The 21,442-nt window shown below is 55.3% G+C and carries 19 protein-coding genes; 5 read left to right on the forward strand and 14 right to left on the reverse strand.

Going from position 1 to position 21,442, the window contains the following annotated elements; genetic code table 11:
• Positions 1–93 precede the first annotated feature (93 nt).
• Positions 94–2,724 (reverse strand): pyruvate, phosphate dikinase, encoded by a 2,631-nt coding sequence (gene ppdK / locus AB1L30_RS02670; RefSeq protein ID WP_367011876.1) that lies wholly within the window; start codon positions 2,722–2,724, stop codon positions 94–96.
• 432 nt (positions 2,725–3,156) lie between these two features.
• Here ppdK and AB1L30_RS02675 point away from each other — a divergent pair, with 432 nt between their 5' ends.
• Both AB1L30_RS02675 and AB1L30_RS02680 read left to right on the forward strand, forming a co-directional pair.
• Positions 3,157–3,834 (forward strand): type II CAAX endopeptidase family protein, encoded by a 678-nt coding sequence (locus tag AB1L30_RS02675; protein WP_367011805.1) that lies wholly within the window; start codon positions 3,157–3,159, stop codon positions 3,832–3,834.
• A gap of 86 nt (positions 3,835–3,920) precedes the next feature.
• The gene (locus AB1L30_RS02680) at positions 3,921–4,373 is read left to right on the forward strand and encodes an SRPBCC domain-containing protein (protein ID WP_367011806.1); all 453 of its coding nucleotides are present in this window, start codon (positions 3,921–3,923) and stop codon (positions 4,371–4,373) included.
• Here AB1L30_RS02680 and carA read toward each other — a convergent pair.
• Positions 4,370–5,524: a glutamine-hydrolyzing carbamoyl-phosphate synthase small subunit gene (gene carA / locus AB1L30_RS02685; RefSeq protein ID WP_367011807.1), complete on the reverse strand. Its 1,155-nt coding sequence runs from the start codon at positions 5,522–5,524 to the stop codon at positions 4,370–4,372. The genes AB1L30_RS02680 and carA overlap by 4 nt on opposite strands.
• A 409-nt stretch (positions 5,525–5,933) precedes the next feature.
• A complete protein-coding gene (locus AB1L30_RS02690; protein WP_367011808.1) occupies positions 5,934–7,190 on the reverse strand; it encodes an aminotransferase class I/II-fold pyridoxal phosphate-dependent enzyme in 1,257 nt (418 codons plus the stop codon).
• A 201-nt stretch (positions 7,191–7,391) separates the two neighbouring features.
• Between AB1L30_RS02690 and AB1L30_RS02695 the strand changes: the two genes are divergently transcribed.
• Positions 7,392–7,856 (forward strand): OsmC family protein, encoded by a 465-nt coding sequence (locus AB1L30_RS02695; protein WP_367011810.1) that lies wholly within the window; start codon positions 7,392–7,394, stop codon positions 7,854–7,856.
• Here AB1L30_RS02695 and AB1L30_RS02700 read toward each other — a convergent pair.
• The 11 genes from AB1L30_RS02700 to AB1L30_RS02750 form a co-directional block, all read right to left on the reverse strand.
• Positions 7,853–8,992 (reverse strand): hypothetical protein, encoded by a 1,140-nt coding sequence (locus AB1L30_RS02700; RefSeq protein ID WP_367011811.1) that lies wholly within the window; start codon positions 8,990–8,992, stop codon positions 7,853–7,855. The two genes, AB1L30_RS02695 and AB1L30_RS02700, sit on opposite strands and share 4 nt — an antisense overlap.
• Positions 8,993–9,185: 193 nt before the next feature.
• Positions 9,186–11,096, reverse strand: a complete 1,911-nt coding sequence (locus tag AB1L30_RS02705; RefSeq protein ID WP_367011812.1) for a peptidylprolyl isomerase — start codon at positions 11,094–11,096, stop codon at positions 9,186–9,188.
• Between the two features lie 302 nt (positions 11,097–11,398).
• The gene (gene frr / locus AB1L30_RS02710) at positions 11,399–11,959 is read right to left on the reverse strand and encodes a ribosome recycling factor (protein WP_367011813.1); all 561 of its coding nucleotides are present in this window, start codon (positions 11,957–11,959) and stop codon (positions 11,399–11,401) included.
• Between the two features lie 141 nt (positions 11,960–12,100).
• Positions 12,101–12,577: a PH domain-containing protein gene (locus AB1L30_RS02715; protein ID WP_367011815.1), complete on the reverse strand. Its 477-nt coding sequence runs from the start codon at positions 12,575–12,577 to the stop codon at positions 12,101–12,103.
• Between the two features lie 106 nt (positions 12,578–12,683).
• Entirely contained in the window at positions 12,684–13,430 is a 747-nt protein-coding gene (gene pyrH / locus AB1L30_RS02720; RefSeq protein WP_367011816.1) for a UMP kinase, read from the reverse strand.
• A 164-nt stretch (positions 13,431–13,594) separates the two neighbouring features.
• A complete protein-coding gene (gene tsf / locus AB1L30_RS02725; RefSeq protein ID WP_367011817.1) occupies positions 13,595–14,458 on the reverse strand; it encodes a translation elongation factor Ts in 864 nt (287 codons plus the stop codon).
• 169 nt (positions 14,459–14,627) lie between these two features.
• Positions 14,628–15,347: a 30S ribosomal protein S2 gene (rpsB, locus tag AB1L30_RS02730; protein ID WP_345084294.1), complete on the reverse strand. Its 720-nt coding sequence runs from the start codon at positions 15,345–15,347 to the stop codon at positions 14,628–14,630.
• Positions 15,348–15,649: 302 nt separating this feature from the next.
• The gene (locus tag AB1L30_RS02735; RefSeq protein WP_367011818.1) at positions 15,650–15,991 is read right to left on the reverse strand and encodes a zf-HC2 domain-containing protein; all 342 of its coding nucleotides are present in this window, start codon (positions 15,989–15,991) and stop codon (positions 15,650–15,652) included.
• 70 nt (positions 15,992–16,061) lie between these two features.
• A complete protein-coding gene (locus tag AB1L30_RS02740) occupies positions 16,062–16,823 on the reverse strand; it encodes a Crp/Fnr family transcriptional regulator (RefSeq protein ID WP_367011819.1) in 762 nt (253 codons plus the stop codon).
• 387 nt (positions 16,824–17,210) lie between these two features.
• A complete protein-coding gene (locus AB1L30_RS02745; RefSeq protein ID WP_367011820.1) occupies positions 17,211–17,876 on the reverse strand; it encodes a redox-sensing transcriptional repressor Rex in 666 nt (221 codons plus the stop codon).
• A 202-nt stretch (positions 17,877–18,078) separates the two neighbouring features.
• Entirely contained in the window at positions 18,079–18,504 is a 426-nt protein-coding gene (locus AB1L30_RS02750; RefSeq protein WP_367011821.1) for a prepilin-type N-terminal cleavage/methylation domain-containing protein, read from the reverse strand.
• Positions 18,505–19,174: 670 nt separating this feature from the next.
• Here AB1L30_RS02750 and AB1L30_RS02755 point away from each other — a divergent pair.
• Together AB1L30_RS02755 and AB1L30_RS02760 are read left to right on the forward strand one after the other, a co-directional pair.
• Entirely contained in the window at positions 19,175–20,740 is a 1,566-nt protein-coding gene (locus tag AB1L30_RS02755; RefSeq protein WP_367011823.1) for a hypothetical protein, read from the forward strand.
• A 132-nt stretch (positions 20,741–20,872) separates the two neighbouring features.
• Entirely contained in the window at positions 20,873–21,376 is a 504-nt protein-coding gene (locus AB1L30_RS02760; RefSeq protein ID WP_367011824.1) for a dihydrofolate reductase, read from the forward strand.
• Positions 21,377–21,442 lie beyond the last annotated feature (66 nt).

Genomic DNA, 21,442 nt, shown 5'->3' on the forward strand with positions numbered 1-21,442 from the left:
ACTCAAGAAAAGAAAAACGCCGACCTGAGTTCAGGTCGGCGTTTCGCATTTTATCATTTCGCCGAAGCAGACCACGCGAGGCGTGGCAACTGCTTACTTGTTGTGACGGATCGCAGCCTGAGCAGCGGCCAGACGAGCGATTGGCACGCGGAATGGCGAGCAGCTCACGTAGTCCAGACCAACGGTGTGGCAGAAGTCGATCGAAGCAGGATCGCCACCATGTTCACCGCAGATACCGCACTTCAGGCCATCACGTCCCTGACGTCCCTTGGTGACGCCCATTTCGACCAGCTGACCAACACCGGTGGTGTCGAGCGACTGGAATGGGTCGGTCGGCAGGATTTCCAGACGGGTGTAGTCTGGCAGGAAGGTGTTGACGTCGTCACGGCTGTAACCAAAGGTCATCTGCGTGAGGTCGTTGGTACCGAAGCTGAAGAATTCAGCGTACTCGGCGACTTCGTTCGCTGTCAGAGCTGCACGCGGAATTTCGATCATGGTCCCGATCAGGATATCGAGCTGACCGCTGAAGCCCTTGTCGGCCTTGGTCTTTTCGATGGTTTCTTCTGCCTTGGAACGCAGCAGCGAAAGTTCGGCAGCCGTACCGACCAGCGGGATCATGATTTCCGGCATGGCGTTGATACGGTTCTTCTTGCATTCGATCGCAGCTTCGACGATCGCGGTGACCTGCATTTCCAGGATTTCTGGATAGGTCACGCTCAAGCGGCAACCACGGTGACCGAGCATCGGGTTGGCTTCGTGCAGAGCAGCGACGCGCGACTTGACCTTGGCTGGCGAAACGCCGAGCATTTCGGCCATTTCCTTCTGAGCCTTTGGATCGTGCGGCAGGAATTCGTGCAGCGGTGGATCCAACAGACGAACGGTCACTGGCAGGTTCTTCATCGCGGTGAAGATACCGACGAAGTCTTCGCGCTGGTAAGGCAGCAGCTTGGCCAGAGCGGCACGGCGATCTTCTTCGGTTTCGGCGAGGATCATTTCACGCATGCTGGTGATACGATCTTCTTCGAAGAACATGTGTTCGGTACGGCACAGACCGATACCTTCCGCACCGAAGTCGCGAGCACGCTGCGAGTCTTTCGGGGTGTCGGCGTTGGTACGAACACCCAGGGTGCGGTACTGATCGGCCCACTTCATCACCTTGGCGAAGTCACCCGACAGCTTTGGTTCGCTGGTTTCAACGGAACCTTCCATGACCTGGCCGGTCGAACCGTCGATCGACAGGATGTCGCTGTGCTTGTAGGTCTTGCCACCGACTTTGATCTTGCGACCCTTTTCGTCGATTTCGATTTCACCGGCACCGGCGACGCAGCAACGGCCCCAACCACGAGCAACCACAGCAGCGTGGCTGGTCATACCACCGGTCGAGGTCAGAATACCAACGGCCGAGTGCATGCCGTCGATGTCTTCCGGGCTGGTTTCTTTACGGACCAGCAACACCTTTTCGCCAGCGTGGGTACGTTCGACAGCTTCTTCAGCGGTGAAGGCCAATGCACCGACCGCCGCACCTGGCGAAGCTGGCAGACCGATCGTCAGAACCTTGGCGTTCTTCTTCGATTCTGGCGTGAAGCTTGGCAGCAGCAGTTGGGTCAGGTCGTTCGCTGGAATACGGAGCAGAGCAGTCTTTTCGTCGATCAGACCTTCTTTGACCATGTCGCAAGCGATCTTCACGGCAGCCGCACCGGTACGCTTACCGTTACGAGTCTGCAGCATGAACAGCTCACCCTTTTCGATGGTGAACTCGATGTCCTGGACGTCTTTGTAGTGAGCTTCCAGGGTGTCTTTGATTTCAAGCAATTGCTTGTAGACGGTCTTGTTCCACTTGCTCATTTCAGCGACTGGCTGTGGGGTACGAATACCAGCCACCACGTCTTCGCCCTGAGCGTCGATCAGGAATTCGCCATAGAACTTGTTTTCGCCGGTCGATGGGTTACGGGTGAAGGCCACACCGGTACCACAGTCCTGGCCCATGTTGCCGTAAGCCATGCTCTGGACATTAACGGCAGTACCCAGCAGACCACGGATGCCTTCCACTTCGCGGTAGCGAACGGCACGGGTCGTGTTCCACGACTTGAAGACCGCTTCGATGGCCAGCTCGAGCTGCTTCATTGGGTCTTGAGGGAAATCTTCGCCGGTGTACTTCTTGTAGATCGCCTTGTACTCGTGGCACAGTTCGATCAAACCTTCGGCAGGAACTTCGTTGTCCTGACCGGCGTTGTACTTCTTCTTGATCGCTGTGAAAGCGTGCTCGAAGTGATCGCGATCGACTTCCATCACCACGTCGCCGAACATGTCGATCAAGCGGCGGTAAGCGTCGTAAGCGAAACGCTGGTTGCTGGTAGCATTGGCCAGGGCGACCACCGATTCGTCGGTCAGACCGAGGTTCAGAATCGTGTTCATCATGCCCGGCATCGAGACAGCAGCACCGGAGCGAACCGAAACCAGCAGCGGGTTCTTGTTGTCGCCAAACTTCTTCTTCAGTTCCTTTTCGAGGGTGGCGACACCTTCGTGAACTTCGTCCATCAGCCCCTTAGGCAGCTTCTTACCAGCCTTGTAGTAGTCGGCACAGACCTGGGTGGTAATGGTGATACCGGGAGGAACTGGCAGACCGATCGAGGTCATGTCGGCCAGGTTCAAGCCCTTACCGCCTAGCAGATCCTTGCCGACATCTTTGCCTTCGGTCTTGGTCTTGCCGAAGTAGTACACCATCTTCGTAGGCTTGGATTGCTTCGCTGCCTTTTTCTTGGCCATGTCTGGAAACCTTTGAATGTCACAAACGCTGGAGTGTTGATCGGTTTGAGGGCTCACCCTTTCTGCCTGCTCACAGGTTGGTCCTGTTAGCTCTATACAGAGGGGCCGCATTTCGAGCGAATATAAGCTGAAAAGTTTACTTGAGAATGCAAGCAAGCGTCAACCAGCCCCCATTTTGCGTCGATTAACAAGGCAGATTCCGGGAATCGGCCGGCTGGACGCTGTCTGACGGTTTGGCGCCAGGCGTGGTAAACGAGACAATGCAGCAGGCATTCTCGTTGCGATTGGGTTAAGATCGATCCTAAACCGGAACGATGGGTCATCTTCGATCGGTTGCCCCGGCAAGCCTTCCCCCCTCCCTGGCGACCACCGTGTTTCCTGGTAATTAGCGTGTTTGACGACGAAGACGATTACGATTTCGAAGATCCCATCGGACCGACCGTGCCTGCACGCGAACGGGCAGAGTGGTTTATTCGAACGGCCGTCTTATTCGAGTCGTTTCTGGCATTCGTTGCGATCGGTCTGGGCTGGGCTGTGGGGGTCGCTCCGTGGATCAGTGCCAGTTGGAATAGTGGCAGTATCACGGCAATTTTGGGGGCGATGGGCCTGGGAGCCCTCGCGACCGTGCCGCTGTTGGCCGCGTTCATGTGGCTGCAGCATACCGAGATGGAAGGCCTGGATGATTTGAACGACTACATGGAGCGGCAGATCGTTCCGCTGTTTCGTGAAGCGACGGTGATCGAACTGCTGCTGATCAGCCTGGCCGCAGGGATCGGAGAAGAAGCGCTCTTCCGCGGTGTCATTCAGACATTTCTGCAAGAGATAGTCGGCTCGAATGCTGGTCCCGCTGTCCCGATTATCTTGACCAGCCTGCTCTTCGGCGTGGTCCACTTCATGACGAAGGAATACTTCATCATCAGCGGCTTGATGGGGGCGTATCTGGGGATCTGGTTCTGGTGGACCGGTGATTTGATTGTGCCGATCGTCATTCACGCACTTTACGACTGGTTTGCTTTGGTCTATTTGCGTCAATCGACGCCTGAAGAAGACGACACCGCGTCGGAATAGCTTCGCCGTTTCTGATTGCACGCGTTTGGTTCACGCGGCATGCTACCTGGCTGAGATAGCACTTTCCGCTTTGAAGAGAACTTGCAATGCGTGAAAAGATCGAAGCTCGCACAAGCTATACATTCCCCGTCGCAGCCGAAAAGGTCTACGATGCCTGGCTCGAACCGGCGTCGATTCGTGTCTGGCTGAGCCATTCGCTGAAGAGCCATGGCCTGATGGGTGAGATCGTGCGGGTCGACGTAGACCCGAAAGTTGGCGGCCAGTTCTTCTTTTCCGATCGACGCGGAGAAAGCATCGCGGAGCATTGGGGACGCTATCTGCAGTTAGAGCGTCCAGAAAAGATTGCGTTTACCTGGATTGTGGATGCCAGCCAGGAAGAAGATCCTTCGATCGTCACGCTATCGCTTCACCCCACTGCCACCGGTTGCGAGGCAACCATCGTTCATCAGATGGATGCCGAGTGGATTGAATACGTCGAGCGGACCGCCGAGGGATGGCAACGCATGCTGGCCAATATTGACCAGCTACTACAGCCTTAAGCGGTAGCAGCACCCTTCTCGGCATCCATGGCGGCACGGAAGCGATTGAAGAGGTATTCGCTATCGTGCGGACCAGCCGAAGCTTCCGGATGGTACTGCACGCTGAACGCTGACAGCTCTTTGTGCTTCACGCCAGCAATCGTATTGTCGTTCAGATTGCGGTGGGTGATTTCCAGGCAAGCTGGCAGGCTTTCTTCTTCGACCGCGAAGCCATGGTTCTGCGAGGTGATTTCGACCTTCTCGGTACCCATGTCGAGAACTGGCTGATTCGCTCCACGGTGACCGAACTTCAGCTTGAAGGTCTTCGCGCCGCATGCCAGAGACAGCAGTTGATGCCCCAGGCAGATACCGAAGATTGGCTTCTTGCCGAGCAGCCCCTGAATGGTCGAGATCGGACCGGTCAACGGTTCTGGGTCGCCAGGGCCATTGGAAAGGAAGATGCCGTCAGGATTGTGGCTCAGCACTTCATCGGCGGAAACGGTTCCTGGCAGCACAGTCACTTTGCAGCCCAAATCGCGCAAGTGACGTGGGATGTTCCATTTCATGCCGTAGTCGAGAGCGACGACGTGCAGGTCTTGTTCTTTGCGGCTACCTTCGGCACGAGCCTTGTCCCCCATTTTGATCCATGGGCTGAGGTCTTCTTCCCACAGCTTTTGCTGATCGGGCAGGACTTCTTGAACCAGGTCGCGGCCTACCAGGCCAGGACTGTTCTTCGCCTTTTCAACCAGCGAGGCGTCGTCGAGATCGACGCTCGACAAGATCGCCTTCATCGAACCGGCGGAACGAAGGCGGCGAACCAGAGCTCGCGTATCGATGCCCCACATACCGACGACGTTGTTCTTCTTCAGGAATTCGTCGAGCGAACCATCCGAGCGGAAGTTGCTGACCACGCGGCTGGGCTCGCGAATGATGAAGCCTGCCATGTGAATCTTGGCGCTCTCCATGTCTTCGGAGTTGACCCCGTAGTTGCCGATCAACGGATAGGTCATGGTCAGGATCTGACCGCGATAGCTGGGATCGGTCAGGATTTCCTGATAGCCAGTCATCGAGGTATTGAAGCAAGCCTCTCCGGCCACTTCACCGATCGCTCCGAACGCAGTTCCGGTGAATACGGTTCCATCTTCCAGAGCAAGTTTGGCAGGCTGAGTCATTTCGGATTGCGTTCTTCTTCAAGTATCGCGGCGGACTATCGAGGACGAAACAGGAAGGAAACCATTCCCATCAGGGACATGGTTAAAGTCTTCCCGAAGGTGCTCCCGATACCAAGGAGTACGGCTGTGGGTCTCCAAGCGAAAGTTTGGACAGCCTTTGGGAAAGCACTTGTTTCGGCGAGCAGGTGCTTTCCTTTTTTAATGCACTTAGTGCAGCCCCTCGGAGCGGGCAAATTTCCGCTATTATAGACCTCTGCAAGCACTCGTACAGGGGCTTATAACCAGAGGTACGGGAATCTGTCGCCAAGAGCTGCGGCGACATGGTTTGGGCAGAAAGATCCACCGTAAGATGGCCATCGAAGGGGAAACCTCCGATAGCCATCCGGGATATTAACAAATCGCGTTGCGATTAGCTCGAAGTTGCCACCGAACCAGATTCGGCATCTTTCAGGCAACCCTTGATCTGGCGAACAGCCTGACGCAGACGGTTTTCGTTTTCGACCAGGCTCATACGCAAATAGCCTTCGCCGCTTGGACCAAAACCGCTACCAGGGCTGACAGCAACGTCGCCTTTCTCTAGTAGCATCATAGCAAAATCCATGGTGTTCATTCGTTCGAGCCATTTATCTGGAATCTTGGCCCAGACAAACATCCCGGCTCGCGGTGGCGTGACTTCCCAGCCGAGGCGGTGCAGACCGTCGACCAACGCGTCGCGGCGGCCCTGATAGATCTGGCTTTGAGCCTCTACGGCGGCATCCCCTTCACGCAGAGCGATGATCGATGCGATCTGGATGGCCTGGAACATGCCGTAGTCGTAGTAGCCTTTGATCGTGCCCAGCCCGCGAATCATCTCCCGATTACCGGCACAGTAGCCAACACGCCAGCCAGCCATGTTGTAACCCTTGCTCATCGTGGTGAACTCAACGCCCACGTCGATGGCCCCAGGAGCCGAAAGGAAGCTGGGGGGTTTGTAACCATCGAAAGCGACGTCGGCGTAAGCGAAGTCGCTAATCACCATCAGGCCGTACTTCTTGGCGATTTTCACCACATCGACAAAGAATTCCGGCTCGACCGTGACGGTCGATGGATTGTGCGGATAGCAAATGATCAGCAGCTTCGGCTTCGGATACAGATGTTCGCAGGTGTAAGCGATGTTCGACAGAAACTTCTCGCTATCGGCGACGTCGAGCGAGATCACGTTGCCGGAAGCCAAGGCGACCGCATAGGTGTGAACCGGAAAGTAGGGAGCCGGAACGATCGCCGTGTCGCCCGGGCCCATCATCGCCAGGCACATGTGCGAGAAGCCTTCCTTCGACCCCAGACAGACCATCACTTCCGATTCGGGATCGAGACGAACGCCATATTTTTTTAGGTATTTGGCCGAGACCTCACGGCGCAAGTTACGGATACCGTTGGACTTGCTGTAACCGTGATTGCGTACGTCTTTGACGGCCTCGCACATCTTTTCCATCACGTAGTCGGCAGGGGGATCGGATGGATTGCCCATCCCCATGTCAATCACGTCGTTCCCGGCAACTCGCTTTTCGTACAGCAAGGCATTGATCCGCCCGAACATGTATGGCGGCAAGCGATAAACGCGCTGCGCGAATTGGACCTCGAAAGGAGGGTCGTTGGACGGTTCGGAGGATTGGACGGAATCAGACATGGAGGTCGTGTTTCAACTAGGTGGTGAAAGAATAAACTTGCCGAATTTTATAGGAAGGCTCGGCCTGCCTATTCTAAAATCGACAAACCATAAAGCCAAGGCGAGACGAATCGTTCGGCACCTCTTGGTTGACAGAATGGACAAACAAGGCGAACTAGAGTTCGCTTCGGCCCACGAAAACATCATGACAGGCTCCGGAAGATGGAAAAGTACTCGGCAAAACTCAGCTGGCAGCGTGGCGAAGAAGACTTTCTCGACAAACGCTACAGCCGAGCCCATACCTGGCAGTTCGATGGCGGAGCGGTCGTTCCGGCCTCGTCCTCCCCTCACGTGATCCCGGTTCCGATGTCCGATCCGCACGGAGTCGATCCCGAGGAAGCGTTCATCGCGTCGATTTCGAGCTGCCATATGCTCTGGTTTCTGGCTTTGGCGGCCAAGCATCGCTGGCGGGTCGACTCGTACGAAGACCAACCGACCGGCGAAATGGGCAAGGACACGGATGGAAAAACATCGGTCCAGCGCGTCACGCTTCAGCCGAGAACGGTCTTCAGTGGGGAGAAGCAGCCTACGTGGGACGAAATCGAGAAACTCCATCACGAAGCGCACGACCTGTGCTTCATCGCGAACTCCGTGAAATCAGAGATTCGCGTCCAGCCTCAGGCCTAGTCCCCGGCTCCGATCAGTTCGATACCGCGCCGCGTGACCTCGTACGGCTGGGTGAGCGCACTCTGGTCTCCAAACCCTTTACCGTCGCCGGTGCAGATACCGTTCTCGAAGCAGAACAAGATTCGCAGATCCCCTTTCTCGTGATCGAGCTCTTTCACGTCGACGGAGAAGTGCCCCTTCTCGTCGACTCGGCCCGCGAATGATTTGCGGAAGTAGCCATCGGTTCCTTCTTCAATCACCACGACGCTATGGGCCGGAATATCGGTCTCGATGTCGCCGGTCAGCTCCAGGTAACGTCCCTGCCGGTTGAACTCACCTTTGAGGTTCTTCATCTTGAATTGTGGTTTTTGTCCTCGCTGGTCGTGGGTGCCGCTGAAAATCGGATGCTTCCACAGCATGGCCGCCGACGCATCGCACAGGTAAACATCCTTCTTGCGGTCATCGACCTTCTTCGCGTAGACCTTCGCTTGTGGTCCCATCAGCGTGTTGCCGCGGCGGTCGCGGGCCATCGGTCCAAGGTGAGGCAATCCGAAGCCATGCCCCAGTTCATGAATGCAGGCCTTCAAGGTGAAGTCGAAATGAAAGCCGGCCGCCAGCGGGACTTTCGGATCGATCTCGCCAGGGATGTTCGTGTAATTGCAAATCGCCCAGCCGCCGTCGATCGAGTTGCCGGCTCCTCGATAGTTCGAGTACCGCTTAGGTGGATCACCAAGATACATCCAGATCCACCAGACGTGGCGTGATCGGGGCAGTTCGTACTTTTTCACGGCCGCCTCGATGATCTCCATATTCACGCCTCCTTTCTCCCAGCGATCGCTGTCCGCTTTATGCTCGCCCTTCACAAAAAGGAACTTGAAGTTGCCTTTTTCATCGCGGGGGAAGATCTGCTTCACTTCGGGTGGATAGCCTGCCCGGGTCATCTCGCTGACGAGATATTGCTCGGTATAAGCTGCGATCTGAATAAAACGTTTACCGATATCGGCCGGCGGATCTACATCTGATGGAACGTAGAGCACCATGTTCAGCTTAGGATGGGCGGGATCGGAATCTTCCGCCAGACACCAGGTCGTCGGGACGAGAACCAACGACGCCACGAGAAGCAGCCATACCGCAAAGGGGCGAGACAAAGCACGCATGAATAGATTCCTGGCAGGGAGCATGATGAGGAGACCCGCGTTGTCCGGGCCTCTCCATCCTACCCTAAAGATGTAGCGACTTCATCTGGAATTTTTCGAACGAAATACCAGCTAGTTCGGCGCATGAAAAAACCCGATCGATCCAGAGGGAACGATCGGGTTCTTGTTGAATTTCAATCAGCGAAGCGAGCGTTTACTTACGCTGCATCTGCTGACGAACGGCGGCGTCGAATGCTTTACCGGCCTGGGTGGTGTTGGCCAGGAAGTTGTCGATCTGGGCCGATTCACGCAGGGTTTCAAACTTGTCGGCCATGGCCAGACGCAGCTTCTTTTCGTGCAGTTCTTTGACCAGTTCCGAGCGAACGTCTTCGATGTTGTTGATCAGCGGCTTGGTGCGACCCAACCCGTACAGAATGATGTACTGGTTGCCAACCGCGACGATGCCCGAGATCTCGCCTGCCTGCAGACGGAAGGCCTCGTTTTCGATGGTTGGCTGACCGCCATTCATGCGGATCGGAGGAACCTGACCGTCGTTGTTCTTCGAGACTGGCTCGATCGAGTACTGACGTGCCAGTTCGCCGAAGAACTGTTCGGTTGGGTTACGGCGAGCCATTTCCCAAACCTCTTGAGCACGACGCTGGCTGTCCAGAACGATCGCCAGGACCTGGGCACGTTCGCCGTAGTTGGCGACGAAGCCCTTCTGAATGTCGTCGTCGGAAATCTTGACCTGATCGTCGACCAACTTCTTCAAGGCAACCGTTGGCCAGACCGCATCACGGACATACAGTTCGACCGAAACGCCCTGTTCTTCGGTAACCTGCTTCAACCAGGCTTCCATGTCGGGCTTGCCTTCCTTGGTGAGGAAGCCAAACGAATCGGCGGCACGAACAATTTCAGCCTCGAGATCTGCTTCGGTGACTTGCAACTGACGGCGAGTCAGTTCCTGCTGCAGGATCTTGCGGTTGATTTCGCCATCCAGGACTTCCACCCCGTGACGGCTGATGCATTCTTCTTTTAGTTCCTGCAGGCTGACCGGCTGACCGTTCAGCGTGGCGGCCACCCCAGGCATCCGGGAAGCTTTGCTTGGATCGTTGTAAACATTCACGATCTGGGCACTGGCCTGCAGCTTTTCGTAAATGTCGCCAGCGGCTTCACGCATCTTCGATTCGCGAACGACGTCGGCCATGCGCTGACGGATACCATTCAGGCTGCCTGCTGGGATTTCATCGGCAGACAGGTGCTCTTCGCACTTGAAGATCAAGTACTGACCGGCCACGAAGACCACTGGAGAAACTTCCCCAGCCTGCAGTGCGAAGACGGTGTCTTCGATTTCTTTGTTACCGATGTGACGGCGAATTGGTGGGATCAACCCGCGAGCAGCCGCGCTGTTGACGTCTTGCGAGTGATTCTTGGCCATGTCCGGGAAAGCGTCCGGGTTGGCGGCTGCCTTGGCTCGCAGCTCTTCAGCCAGACCACGATCATTCACCGAGATCATACGAACCTTGACCTTCGGGCCGTAGTTCTTGTCCATTTCGACTTGAACTTCGGCGTCGGTCACTTCCAACTGACCGGCGGCCAGCTTTCGCAGAGCCAGCGTTGGCCAGATGATGTCGCGGCGGTACTGACCAGGCGTCACGTTACGTTCTTCCTGCAACAGTCCCAACCAGCGATCGACCGAGAGGCCGAACTTCTTGGCGATATTGTTGATTTCGTTGTCGATGTCCGCTTCGCTGATCTGGATGCCATTCTGCTGGCATGCCATGGCGATCAGGTGGCGATTGAGCAGGCTCTCGAGAACCTGTTCGCCGTGACGACGGAGGGTTTCTTCGCCGAGGGCATCGCGAGTGATTGGTTCACGATTAACAACCGCGACCGTCTGAATCTTTCCGCTGGGGCGGCCAGCTGGGGCGACTTCCTCAGCCGGAGCGGCCAAAGGTGCCGCTTGAGCCTGGCGTTGAACCGGGGCTTGAGCTTCGGCCTGTTGTGGACCTCCGGAGATTTGTCGCCAGGCGACAACACCAACGGTCAAAATCACAAAACCAACGGCTGCCAGTACCCAGGACTTACCCAGGGGAAGTCGGCGAGTAGCATCCTTGCCAGTCATTCCGCTTGCTCCAAAAATTTTTTGCAAGATTTTCTCAAGGAGAGGTGTTCGAGTTTCCGATACCACTAGGTTCGGGCAGCGGAATATACGAAGTACCGCGAGAGCGGGTCAAGATTGATTCCGTGATGCCATTGCCACGAATTCCAGCATTGCCAACGCTAGCAGAGCGAAGCCCTTGCAAGCGTTGCCTCAAGCATCGCGGCCAGCGCACAAAAAAAGCGGCACGATCAGTCACTGGGACCAAGCGTGCCGCTTGAATTTCATCTCGATCGATAATCGATTGGGTGAAGCGAGGAAGCGAACTAGTCTTCCATCACTTCCTTTTCTTTGTTCTTAGCCAGTTCGTTGACCTGATCTTCAAACTTCTTGGTCAGGTCTTGAACGTCGGTCTTGATGTCGTCGCGAATGTCTTCGCTGATCGTCTTGTCCTTTTCCGCGGTATCGGCAGCCTTGTTGGCATCGCGACGGATGTTTCGGATCGAAACTCGCGATTCTTCCGCCAGGTCTTTAATACGCGAAACGAGCTTCTTACGAACTTCGGTCGACAATGGCGGAACGTTCAAACGAATGACACGACCATCACTCTGCGGGGCCATGCCCAAATCGCTGGCGACGATTGCCTTTTCAATGTCTTTGATCGCACCAGTATCGTAAGGACGGATCAACAACTGGCTCGGTTCTGGAACGCTTACCGAGGCAATCTGCTTGATCGGCTGCAGCGATCCATAAACTTCCACTCGCAGCGAATCGACCAGGCCGGGGGTGGCCCGACCGGTACGAACGCCGCTGAGGCCGTTCTTCAGGACGTCGATCGCTTTTTCCATACGCTGCGTAGCGTCTTGCTTGATTTGATCCGCGTTCATCTTGTTACCTTTTTCGCAGGAATGATCCTCGCTAATTGACCATGGAGGCGGGGTTGGCCTCCGAGAATAACCTACACCACGCAATGCAGCGTGAAAAGATAACCCCAGCCTCTTCTGTTGGCAGAATCAATTGCCCCAAGGCTATGCGGTGACAACATTTGCCGCTGGAGCCGCTTCCTGCAGAGCTTGGATAAACTCGTCCCGATTCTGCGGTGAAATCAATACCGCAGGCTCGACCAGCCCGAACCATTTTTGGCCTGGTCGTTTCTCGTAGTAAATCATCAATGCTTCCGGCGATAGCGCGAATCTCAGATGAGTCCCCCCCATCATCAGCGCCGTGCTGGAAGTCTTTTCGATCTTGGTGATCGCTTCGAGCGGGACTCGCCAGCGAATCGGCCCGGACCAGATTACCAGGTGCGATCCGTTGATGGTGTAGGTCGTCCGCATCCAGATCGCCTGCATCAGACCACCGGTGGCCATAAATGCGAGTGCGGGAAGCTCACCGGACCGTGGAAGCAAGAGCGTGACCACACCCAGCGCCAATAATAGAATCGCCCCGCCGGCCAATAGAGCGGTGATTGCGGGAGCGATTTTTGCTGGATAGACCTGCGGTGACATGGGTCGAACCTCCTCGAAAAATCAATTCGAACGCCTCTGCGATGAAAAGAAATTCGCCCGAGGAGGTGCAATATTGCGATCCATTACGGATAGCAACCGCTGTTAATTACAACTTCGGGTTGATCAGCGTGCCGACCTGTTCGCCTCGGACAGCCTTCTGGATATTGCCGTCGGTCTTGAAATTAAAGACCAGGATCGGCATGCCATGCTCACGGCATTGGCTGATCGCGGTACCATCCATCACGCGGAGGTTCTCGCTGACGACCTGGTCGAAACCGAGCGTACGATAGAAAACGGCGTGCGGGTTCTTTTCTGGGTCGTCGCTGTAAACGCCATCGACACGGGTTGCCTTCATCAAGATGTCGGCTTCCAGTTCCAAAGCTCGCTGAGCGGCCGCAGTATCGGTGGTGACAAACGGACTGCCGGTTCCGGCGGCCAGAATCACAATGCGACCTTTCTCCAAATGACGAGCTGCCTTGCGGCGGATGTATGGTTCGGCCACGCCATGCATATGAATCGCCGTCATCAGACGCGTTTGCATATCGAGGCTTTCCAAAGCATCTTGCAGCGCCAGACCATTGATCACCGTCGCCAGCATTCCCATGTAGTGAGCAGTCGCTTCCTGGATGGAAGCACTTTCATTTTTGAACTGACCACCACGGAGAATGTTTCCACCGCCGATCACCACAGCGATCTGGCAGCCCAGTTCCGATGCCTGGCGAATCTGGCGCGAAATGCTGACCACTTCGTCCATGGCAATCCCCCGTTCGCCTGCTCTCGAGAAGCTTTCGCCCGAGAGTTTCAGAATGATGCGTTTGTATTTGGGAGAAGCATTTTCAGGCGTATCGGACATTGTTGGGCCGTTCTCAGGGGCTATGGTGTCAAAGTTGACGCAGTGGGCAGATTTTAACCGAGATCGCTTGCCCTGTGCAGGAGAACGATGCGCATAAAAAAATCCCTCGGGCAATGAACCCGAGGGATTTTTCAGTTTTGATCGATTGGCATCCGCCGGAAGGACTAGCCTTCAGCACCTTCTTCAGCGGCTGGAGCGTCGTCGCCGATCACCCAGTGCGTGAAGTTCTTGATGGTGACGCCGTTGTCTTTGGCGTACTGAGCGACGGTCTGCTTTGGTTCTTTAACAAACGGCTGTTCCAGCAGAGCTACCTGGGCGTAGTAGTTACGCAGACGACCTTCCACCATCTTGTCGATGATGTTTTCAGGCTTGCTCGAATCTTCGTTCATCGCAGCAGCCTTCAGGATCGCACGTTCCTTTTCGACCAGAGCAGGATCGATGTCGTCCTTGCTCAGCACCGATGGGCTCATGGCGGCCACGTGCATGGCAACGTCACGAACAGCAGCGGCGTTGTCGCCTTCGACTTCCACCAGAACACCGCTGACGGTGCTCGAGTTGTGGCTATAACCACCGGTCGAACCTTCAACGCGGATCATACGACCTACGTTAAAGACTTCGCGAATACGGTTGAACATGTCGTCCTTGAGGTCACCCAGGGTGCTACCTGCTTTGACGTTGGACGGCTGAGCCAACAGTTCTTCGGCGGTGGTGATGCTTGGGTTTTCAGCCAGCACCTTGGCTAGGTCGTCAGCCAAAGAGATGAACTCTTCCAGTTGGGTAACTGGAGCGCTTTCGCACTTGAATTCAACCATGGCACCCTTTTCGCCATCGGTGTAAATGCCGACGCGGCCGAATTCAGTGGTGCGATCGGTACGGTTCAATTGCTTGACCTTACCGTTTTCACGCAGCCACAGGATTGCCTTTTCTTCGTCGCCATTCGACTCGGTCAGGGCCTTTTTGCATTCCATCATAGGAAGGCCGGTCTTTTCGCGAAGTGCCATGACCGCACCGGCGGTGATTGCCGTCATCGTCTTATCTCCAATGCTCGAATTTGGTCGCTCTAAGAATTTGGGGAGCTCTACGTGGAAAATTCTACCGCTGCGGGATTCCCTCGGCGAAGGCCGATTCGGTTAACATTTGAAGGAGATTGATTTCTCCTTCAAGGTTCACCGGGGACCCCTCTGCTGGTAACAAAGCTTACTTGGCAGCTTGTTCCGTCTGCTGAGCAGCGTGATGCTTGCCGTCGATGGCAGCGTCGGCCATCAGCTTCAGGAACATTTCGATCGAACGGATACCGTCGTCGTTGCCTGGGATTGGCAGGTCGACCTGATCCGGATCGCAGTCGGTATCGGTCAAAGCCACCGTCGTGATTCCCAGCGACTGGGCTTCCTTGATGGCGTTCTTTTCTTTCTTCGGGTCGACGATCACCAGGGCTTCTGGCAAACGGTTCATCGTACGCAGACCGTTCAGGTTGCGGTACATCTTGCGGTACTCACGCTGCAGCGACGACTGCATCTTCTTCGAGTACTTGGCGAGTTCATCGCCTTCGATGATTCGTTCCAGCTCTTCCAGACGGCTCAAGCGGCTACGAATGGTGCGGAAGTTGGTCAGCGTACCACCGAGCCAACGTTCGTTGATGAACGGCATGCCGCAACGTTCGGCTTCACGTTCGATGGCAGCACCAGCTTGACGCTTGGTACCGACGAACAGAATGAGGCTACCACCTTCAGAGACCTGGGCCAGATACTTCTTGGCACGCAGGAGACCACGAATCGTTTCGCGGACGTCGATGATGTGGATTTGGTTCTTCTTCGCGTAGATGTACGGAGCCATCTTCGGATTCCACCGGCTGGTGCGGTGACCGAAGTGAATGCCGCATTCGACGAGTTCCTGAACGAACTGTTGTCCGCTGGACATGGCGCAAATTCCTTTCTTTCAATGGGTTGCCACTGATCGAACGTCCCAGGCTCTTATGCTGGCGCCATACCAGCCAAGTGGAAGCGATACCTATGCCGCGACCTATCGTGAGCCCGAAAACCTCACTTCCCACACAGTTTTCGGCGATCTGGTCGTAGCTGGACGGTCGAACCATGGCTGGTTTCCGTTAAGGAAACCGTCCCGGTTCTTAGTCGTTCCCCTACTAGACTCCTGCAGGGGAAATGGAAGCTGATGAAGGTACCAGCAACCACCGAAATCGTCAATAACCCCCCAGCGGAAGGCTAAATCAACGCTTCGAGCTCTTCCAGGTGACGCTGGCACTTGGGACAGCGGTCGAGATGGGCTTCCAACGAAGTCCGGGCCTGCTGGTCGGTGAGCGTGCCATCGATATAGCTCGGCATTAATTCTACCGCTGCAATGCAGGTCAGATTCTGGCAGTCTTTTTGTCCCTGTCCCAACGTCAGGACAAACAAGCCACCACCCGCTACGGCCGCGGCAGCCCCACCCCCAGCTATCAGAAATCGCCGGCGAGAAAGCGTCTGGGCGTCGCGTGCCTGGAGCGACTGCTGAAGCTTCGACAGCTCTCCAGCAGGGCATTTAATCCAAGGCTCGCGTTCAGACATGGCAATTGCTTTCGAGATACCCTCCGCAAGGTGGCCTCCTTTTATATGGCAACCATCCGGAAGATCCGTCTTAGGCTCCGAAGGAATGTCGCAAATAGACAGTCGGAGGCGTGTTCCGCTGCACGTTCGAATCGAGACGAATCGGTTCGATCCCAATCTGATGGGCCAGACGGTCCGGGGCTTTCAGAATCACCTTCCGGCGTCCCAGTTCAATCAACCCTTCGGTTTGCATCGCCCCCAGGACGACGGTGACTGTTTCGCGGGTACTTCCTACGATACTCGCCAGATCCTGGTGCGAAAGCCGAATCGACAATTCGATTCCCTTCTGCGTTTCTCGACCATACTGCTCGGCCAGTTCCAGCAGTAGATGACTCAGCCGCTCGCGATTCGAGAGATACAGTAGGTTCTTCACCCGACGTTCGATGCGTCGACGGCGAAAGCCAATGACCTTGGTGACCCCCAGGCAAAGATCGGCGTGCTCTTCCATCAGACGCCGCATTGCGTCGCCTGGGATGGCGATGACGCGTGATTCTTCGACCGCTTCGGCATATTCGTCGCGGCTGCCGACATCCAAGATCGCAAGCTCGCCGAAAATTTCGCCTGGTTCGATGAACGCCAGGATCGACTGCTTACCGTCGCCGGTCAGGTGACAGATTTTGACGCGACCGCTGGCAAGCACCAGCACCGAGTCTGCTTGATCGGCCGGCAAATAGACCGGACTTCCTTTGGCGATGGTCTTGGATCGGCTCGCAGTCTCGAGCCTTTGAATCTGATCGGTCGTGCAAGTCTCGAAGAGACGGCATGCTTTGAGGTACCAGATGTGTCCCGCCATAGGTTTTCCTCTTGAGGGCGACAAGCTACCTCGCCATCGGCGAGGCAATCGTGGTTGGGTTGGTTCCCATTGGGATGCCGTCACCACTGAGATGTTACGCTGGAAGTCGCCTTCCGAACGTTAGCCATCCAACACTCGCAAGATAAAATCCCCTTAGCAGAAAGGTATCTCGGCCCATGGGGGATGAACCGCGCATAAAAAAAGCACGCCATTTTCAGACGTGCTTAGCTACCCCCCGAGGATTTGAACCTCGACTGACAGAGCCAAAATCTGTAGTGCTACCATTACACTAGGGGGTAATTCCCGTTTCAGGGACTATAGATAGTACCGGAAAACCTTTCGTTTCGACAAGAGGACCCCACAACAAAGATTCGGTTCAGGGGCAAACTAGCTATTCATCCGCGAAGTCATCGCGAATGACAACTGCTCCATCTCGATCGCCAGGTCGACTCCGATTACCGTCACCTCGTCCGGCAAGCGAAGGGTGACCGCGGCAAAGTTCAAAAACCCTCGAATCCCCGCAGCCACGAGCCGTTCTGCGACTTCTTGAGCTGCCGCAGCAGGCACGGCGAGAATCGCCAGTTGAATCGATTTCTCTTCAACGATCTTGTCGACGTTCTCGAGACTGTAAACCGGAATTCCTTCAATTTCCGATCCAACAATTTTTGGGTCGAGATCGAAGGCGGCCACGGTATTGAAACCCTGGTTGGAAAATCCGCGATACCCCAGCAGTGCGCGACCGAGGTTACCGACTCCCACCAGGGCCACCGGCCAGCGTTGATCGGTCCCCATGATTTGCCGAATGGTCGCAATCAACTCGGAGCAGCGATACCCCACCCCGGGATAGCCAAACTGGCCGAAGTTCGCCAGGTCTTTCCGAACCTGGGCATCGGAAAAGCCCAGCATCTCGCCCAGCTTGGTACTGCTGGTGGTCTCGATTCCATTGCGTTCCAGCCGCGATAGTTCGCGAAGATAGAGACTCAGACGACTGACTACAGCCTTAGAGACGCGCTGATCGCTGGAAGACTTCTTATTGTCTTTGCTCTTCGCCATGACGTGCGTGATCGCAGTGACGCGGAAGCGCCCTAGGTTGTTTCTCGGATCGGTGAATATCAGGGTATTTCAACTCTACTCTCTGGGCTAACTGCCCAACAAGGGTGGTTACGGATCCTGGGGACCAACAAGAAACAACAAAAGCCTGACTGAGGATGCAGTCAGGCTTTTGTGAAATCTTTTCGAGTTCTCGCCGGGGCGATTATTCGTTGAGCAGGTCCGCATCGTTGACCCAGATTTCACCAGTCGTGCTGTCGTACAACCAGCCGGCCCCTTCAACGACTGCCGAAGGTGCTCCGGTGGTCGAAGAAACAGTCGCACTGTTGGTGAAGTTGTTGACCGGGATCTTCGAAAGGTAAGGACCAAACGAACCGCCGGCGTTGCCATCGGCATCGGTGGCGATCGTCAGTTCGGTCAGCGCGGCCCCAGGGACCTTGCCATCGTGATGAGCTCGATAGAGTTGAATCTGCGAGCGAAGCGTGTGCAAGTTGAACAGCACGCTGCTCTTTTTGGCATCGGTGGTCGAGTCGGTGAATTGCGGGATGACCGTAGCTGCCAGAACGGCCAGGATCACCACGACGATCAGCACTTCGATCAGCGTAAAACCATTTTTCTTTGAATGCGACATGTCCCAAGACTCCAAGTCATAAATTACTGGCGGGCAAGCTCTGTTTCTCACGGCTAGGCCAGTCAGGTTTTCTTCCGCGGGGGCAATATAAAGCTACGTCAAATGCAGCGGTTGTTGTTTCCATCTGAAGGTAGATACGTCACAGCGTGGCGCGGTCAAGAATATTTCGCCTAAATACCAGCCCCAATTTTTGGCTAAGGGGAAGCTGACATCACGGCAATGCCAGCAGTGCCTTCATGTCGGCCCAACGACGGGCCAAATTCTCGCCAACACTCAGTTTTGACCGCATTTCTCGTGCAAGTGACGAAGGCCCTGCGATCGTTACAACGCGCCCAGCAAGTAGCACTATGCTCAATTGGCGCATTCAAACTGATGCATGCACTCTGTGCATTCACCGCACTCTTCCCAGGATTTGAAAAACACCTATTTGTTCGATCTCAAGCAGACATCCCAAATTGACGATACAGAAGGACATCTGGAAGCTGAATGGGCGACTTGGGCAGTCAATGACAGCCAGAAAAGACGTTCTGAGTAAGCAGTCCAGGTAAACGGGCGATAGCAGGAGATATTGCACGATTCAATGTTTGAGGGCACAGGACACGGCAAGGATTTGCCCAAACCAGGCCAGGCCCTTAGTCGTACGGCGTTTTGTCATCGAAGGAGAAGGAAAATGCGAGCTGTATTGGGATTGCCGATCCTAGCGGTCATGTTGGCTGCTTTTTCGGCGAACTCGGCTGAAGCCGCTTATGGCGGATTGTTCAGCTTCCGTAACGCTGGCTGTTGTGAGCCAGCAACTTACGAGTGCTGCAAAAAGCAGTGCTATACCGTTAACAAGACCTGCAAAGAGGTCGTCTACGAAAAGCAGGAACAAACCTGCTACAAGACTGTTTATGAAACGGTCTACGAAGACAAGACTGTGGATTGCGTGACCTACGAAACGGAAACGCGCTACAAAGATTGCACCTACACTGTGTGCAAGCCAGTTTGGGAAACCAAGACTCGCACGGTGAACTACACCACCTGCAAGCCAGTCTGGGAAACCCGCACCAAGGACATTTGCTACACCGTGTGCAAGCCTGTCTGGGAAACCAAGACCAAGGAAATCTGCTACACCGTGTGCAAGCCTGTCTGGGAAACCAAGACCAAGGAAATTTGCTACACCGTGTGCAAGCCAGTCTGGGAAACCAAGACCAAGGACATCTGCTACACCGTGTGCAAACCAGTCTGGGAAACCAAGACCAAGGAAATTTGCTACACCGTGTGCAAGCCAGTCTGGGAAACCAAGACCAAGGACATCTGCTACACCGTGTGCAAGCCAGTTCGTGAAACCAAGATGCGTGAAGTGTGCGAAACGGTCTGCAAGCCGGTTCACTACACCAAGACGGTCAAGGTTTGTGGCGGTCACTGGGAAACCAAGACCGAAACGATCCCTGGTCCAGTCGTGAAGAAGTGCATCCAGGAACCAGGTTGCTGGACTTGGGACCCTTGCTGCTGCAAGTGCGTCTACTGCCCAGGCGAAACCAAGGTTGTTGAAGTTCAGTGCCCACCAAAGACCTGCTGCAAAAAGGTCTGGGTTCCAGAAGTCACTGAAAAGACCATCGACTGCGTTCGCTACGAGCAGGAAGTGATCAAGAAGCAGGTTCCTTACGAAGTCTGCCGCATGGAAAAGGAACAACGCGTCAAGACTTGCACCTACAAGGTTTGCAAGATGGTTCCTGAACAGCGTACCAAGACTTGCACCTACAAGGTCTGCAAGATGGTTCCTGAGCAGCACACCAAGACTTGCACCTACAAGGTCTGCCACATGGTCAAGGAAAACAAGACCAAGACCTGCACCTACAAGGTTTGCAAGATGGTTCCTGAACAGCGCGTCAAGACTTGCACCTACAAGGTCTGCAAGATGGTGCCAGAACAGCGTACCAAGACTTGCACCTACAAGGTCTGCAAGATGGTGAAGGAATGCCACACCAAGGAAGTTCCTTACAAGGTGTGCAAGATGGTCCAAGAGACCCACACCAAGCAGGTTCCTTACTGCGTCAAGAAGCCTGTCCACACCACGAAGACCGTCAAGGTTGCCAAGTGTGTGCCAAAGCAGGTTGCTTACACGGTGACCCGCTGCGTCCCTAAGGTTGTCTGCAAGACGGTTCCGGTCACGGTTTGCTGCCCGGTTCCTTGCTGCGACCCATGCTGCGGTGGCGAAGCTGCTCCCGCCAGCGATTGTGGCTGCGGTGCGTAACGTTGCAAAACCGGCTCCTTTGACTCTCTGCCGGAGAGTCTGAGGTACTGGCCTGGTAGTTTGAGGCGGTTCGAGACTTCGGTCTCGAGCCGCTTTTTTTGTTTCTTGCCCCTCGCTGAAAGGCTTTCAAAAATGACGCGTCCCGACAACTCCCCTCCCCCGGTGATCCTGATTGGTGCGATGACTCCCAGCCGCGTGATCGGAATTGGCGACGGAATGCCGTGGGAGATCCCGGAAGATTATCAGACGTTCTTAGATAACGTGCGCGGCCAAACCGTCATCATGGGTCGCAAGTCGTACGAGATCTTCGGGCCCGATTTAACCAGCGTTCACAACATTGTCGTTTCGCGTGGCGAACCCGATGTCAACGCGATCGTCACCCACTCGATTGAAGAGGCCCTCGAAAAGGCCTATTCGTTCGGAATGAAAATCTTCGTCGCCGGCGGCTCCGAGATTTACGCACTGGCCCTTCCGCTGGCCAATTGGATTTACCTCAGCGAGATCAAAAAAGATTACGACGGCGACCGCTACTTTCCTGAGTTCGACGAAAACGACTGGGAGATCGTCCGCGAAATCGACTACGCCGAATTCGTCTATCGCGAGAGAAAACGCCGTTCCAAAGGAACACCTGCCTGACCACCGAGATCGAAGATATCGCAACGCATCAAACGGCGCGCACGGTGAACCCTTTTCCCACTTCAG

It is taken from the genome of Bremerella sp. JC817 (assembly GCF_040718835.1).
Taxonomy (GTDB): Bacteria; Planctomycetota; Planctomycetia; order Pirellulales; family Pirellulaceae; genus Bremerella.

Bases quoted from the DNA above. Each gene is read 5' to 3' on its own strand.
- frr (WP_367011813.1), bottom strand. From the start codon at position 11,959: ATGAACGCGGATCAAATCAAGCAAGACGCTACGCAGCGTATGGAAAAA.
- AB1L30_RS02735 (WP_367011818.1), bottom strand. From the start codon at position 15,991: ATGTCTGAACGCGAGCCTTGGATTAAATGCCCTGCTGGAGAGCTGTCG.
- ppdK (WP_367011876.1), bottom strand. From the start codon at position 2,724: ATGGTGTACTACTTCGGCAAGACCAAGACCGAAGGCAAAGATGTCGGC.
- AB1L30_RS02740 (WP_367011819.1), bottom strand. From the start codon at position 16,823: ATGGCGGGACACATCTGGTACCTCAAAGCATGCCGTCTCTTCGAGACT.
- pyrH (WP_367011816.1), bottom strand. From the start codon at position 13,430: ATGTCCGATACGCCTGAAAATGCTTCTCCCAAATACAAACGCATCATT.
- AB1L30_RS02750 (WP_367011821.1), bottom strand. From the start codon at position 18,504: ATGTCGCATTCAAAGAAAAATGGTTTTACGCTGATCGAAGTGCTGATC.
- AB1L30_RS02705 (WP_367011812.1), bottom strand. From the start codon at position 11,096: ATGACTGGCAAGGATGCTACTCGCCGACTTCCCCTGGGTAAGTCCTGG.
- AB1L30_RS02680 (WP_367011806.1), top strand. From the start codon at position 3,921: ATGCGTGAAAAGATCGAAGCTCGCACAAGCTATACATTCCCCGTCGCA.
- rpsB (WP_345084294.1), bottom strand. From the start codon at position 15,347: ATGTCCAGCGGACAACAGTTCGTTCAGGAACTCGTCGAATGCGGCATT.
- AB1L30_RS02755 (WP_367011823.1), top strand. From the start codon at position 19,175: ATGCGAGCTGTATTGGGATTGCCGATCCTAGCGGTCATGTTGGCTGCT.
- AB1L30_RS02745 (WP_367011820.1), bottom strand. From the start codon at position 17,876: ATGGCGAAGAGCAAAGACAATAAGAAGTCTTCCAGCGATCAGCGCGTC.
- tsf (WP_367011817.1), bottom strand. From the start codon at position 14,458: ATGACGGCAATCACCGCCGGTGCGGTCATGGCACTTCGCGAAAAGACC.
- AB1L30_RS02690 (WP_367011808.1), bottom strand. From the start codon at position 7,190: ATGTCTGATTCCGTCCAATCCTCCGAACCGTCCAACGACCCTCCTTTC.
- AB1L30_RS02715 (WP_367011815.1), bottom strand. From the start codon at position 12,577: ATGTCACCGCAGGTCTATCCAGCAAAAATCGCTCCCGCAATCACCGCT.
- carA (WP_367011807.1), bottom strand. From the start codon at position 5,524: ATGACTCAGCCTGCCAAACTTGCTCTGGAAGATGGAACCGTATTCACC.
- AB1L30_RS02760 (WP_367011824.1), top strand. From the start codon at position 20,873: ATGACGCGTCCCGACAACTCCCCTCCCCCGGTGATCCTGATTGGTGCG.
- AB1L30_RS02700 (WP_367011811.1), bottom strand. From the start codon at position 8,992: ATGCGTGCTTTGTCTCGCCCCTTTGCGGTATGGCTGCTTCTCGTGGCG.
- AB1L30_RS02695 (WP_367011810.1), top strand. From the start codon at position 7,392: ATGGAAAAGTACTCGGCAAAACTCAGCTGGCAGCGTGGCGAAGAAGAC.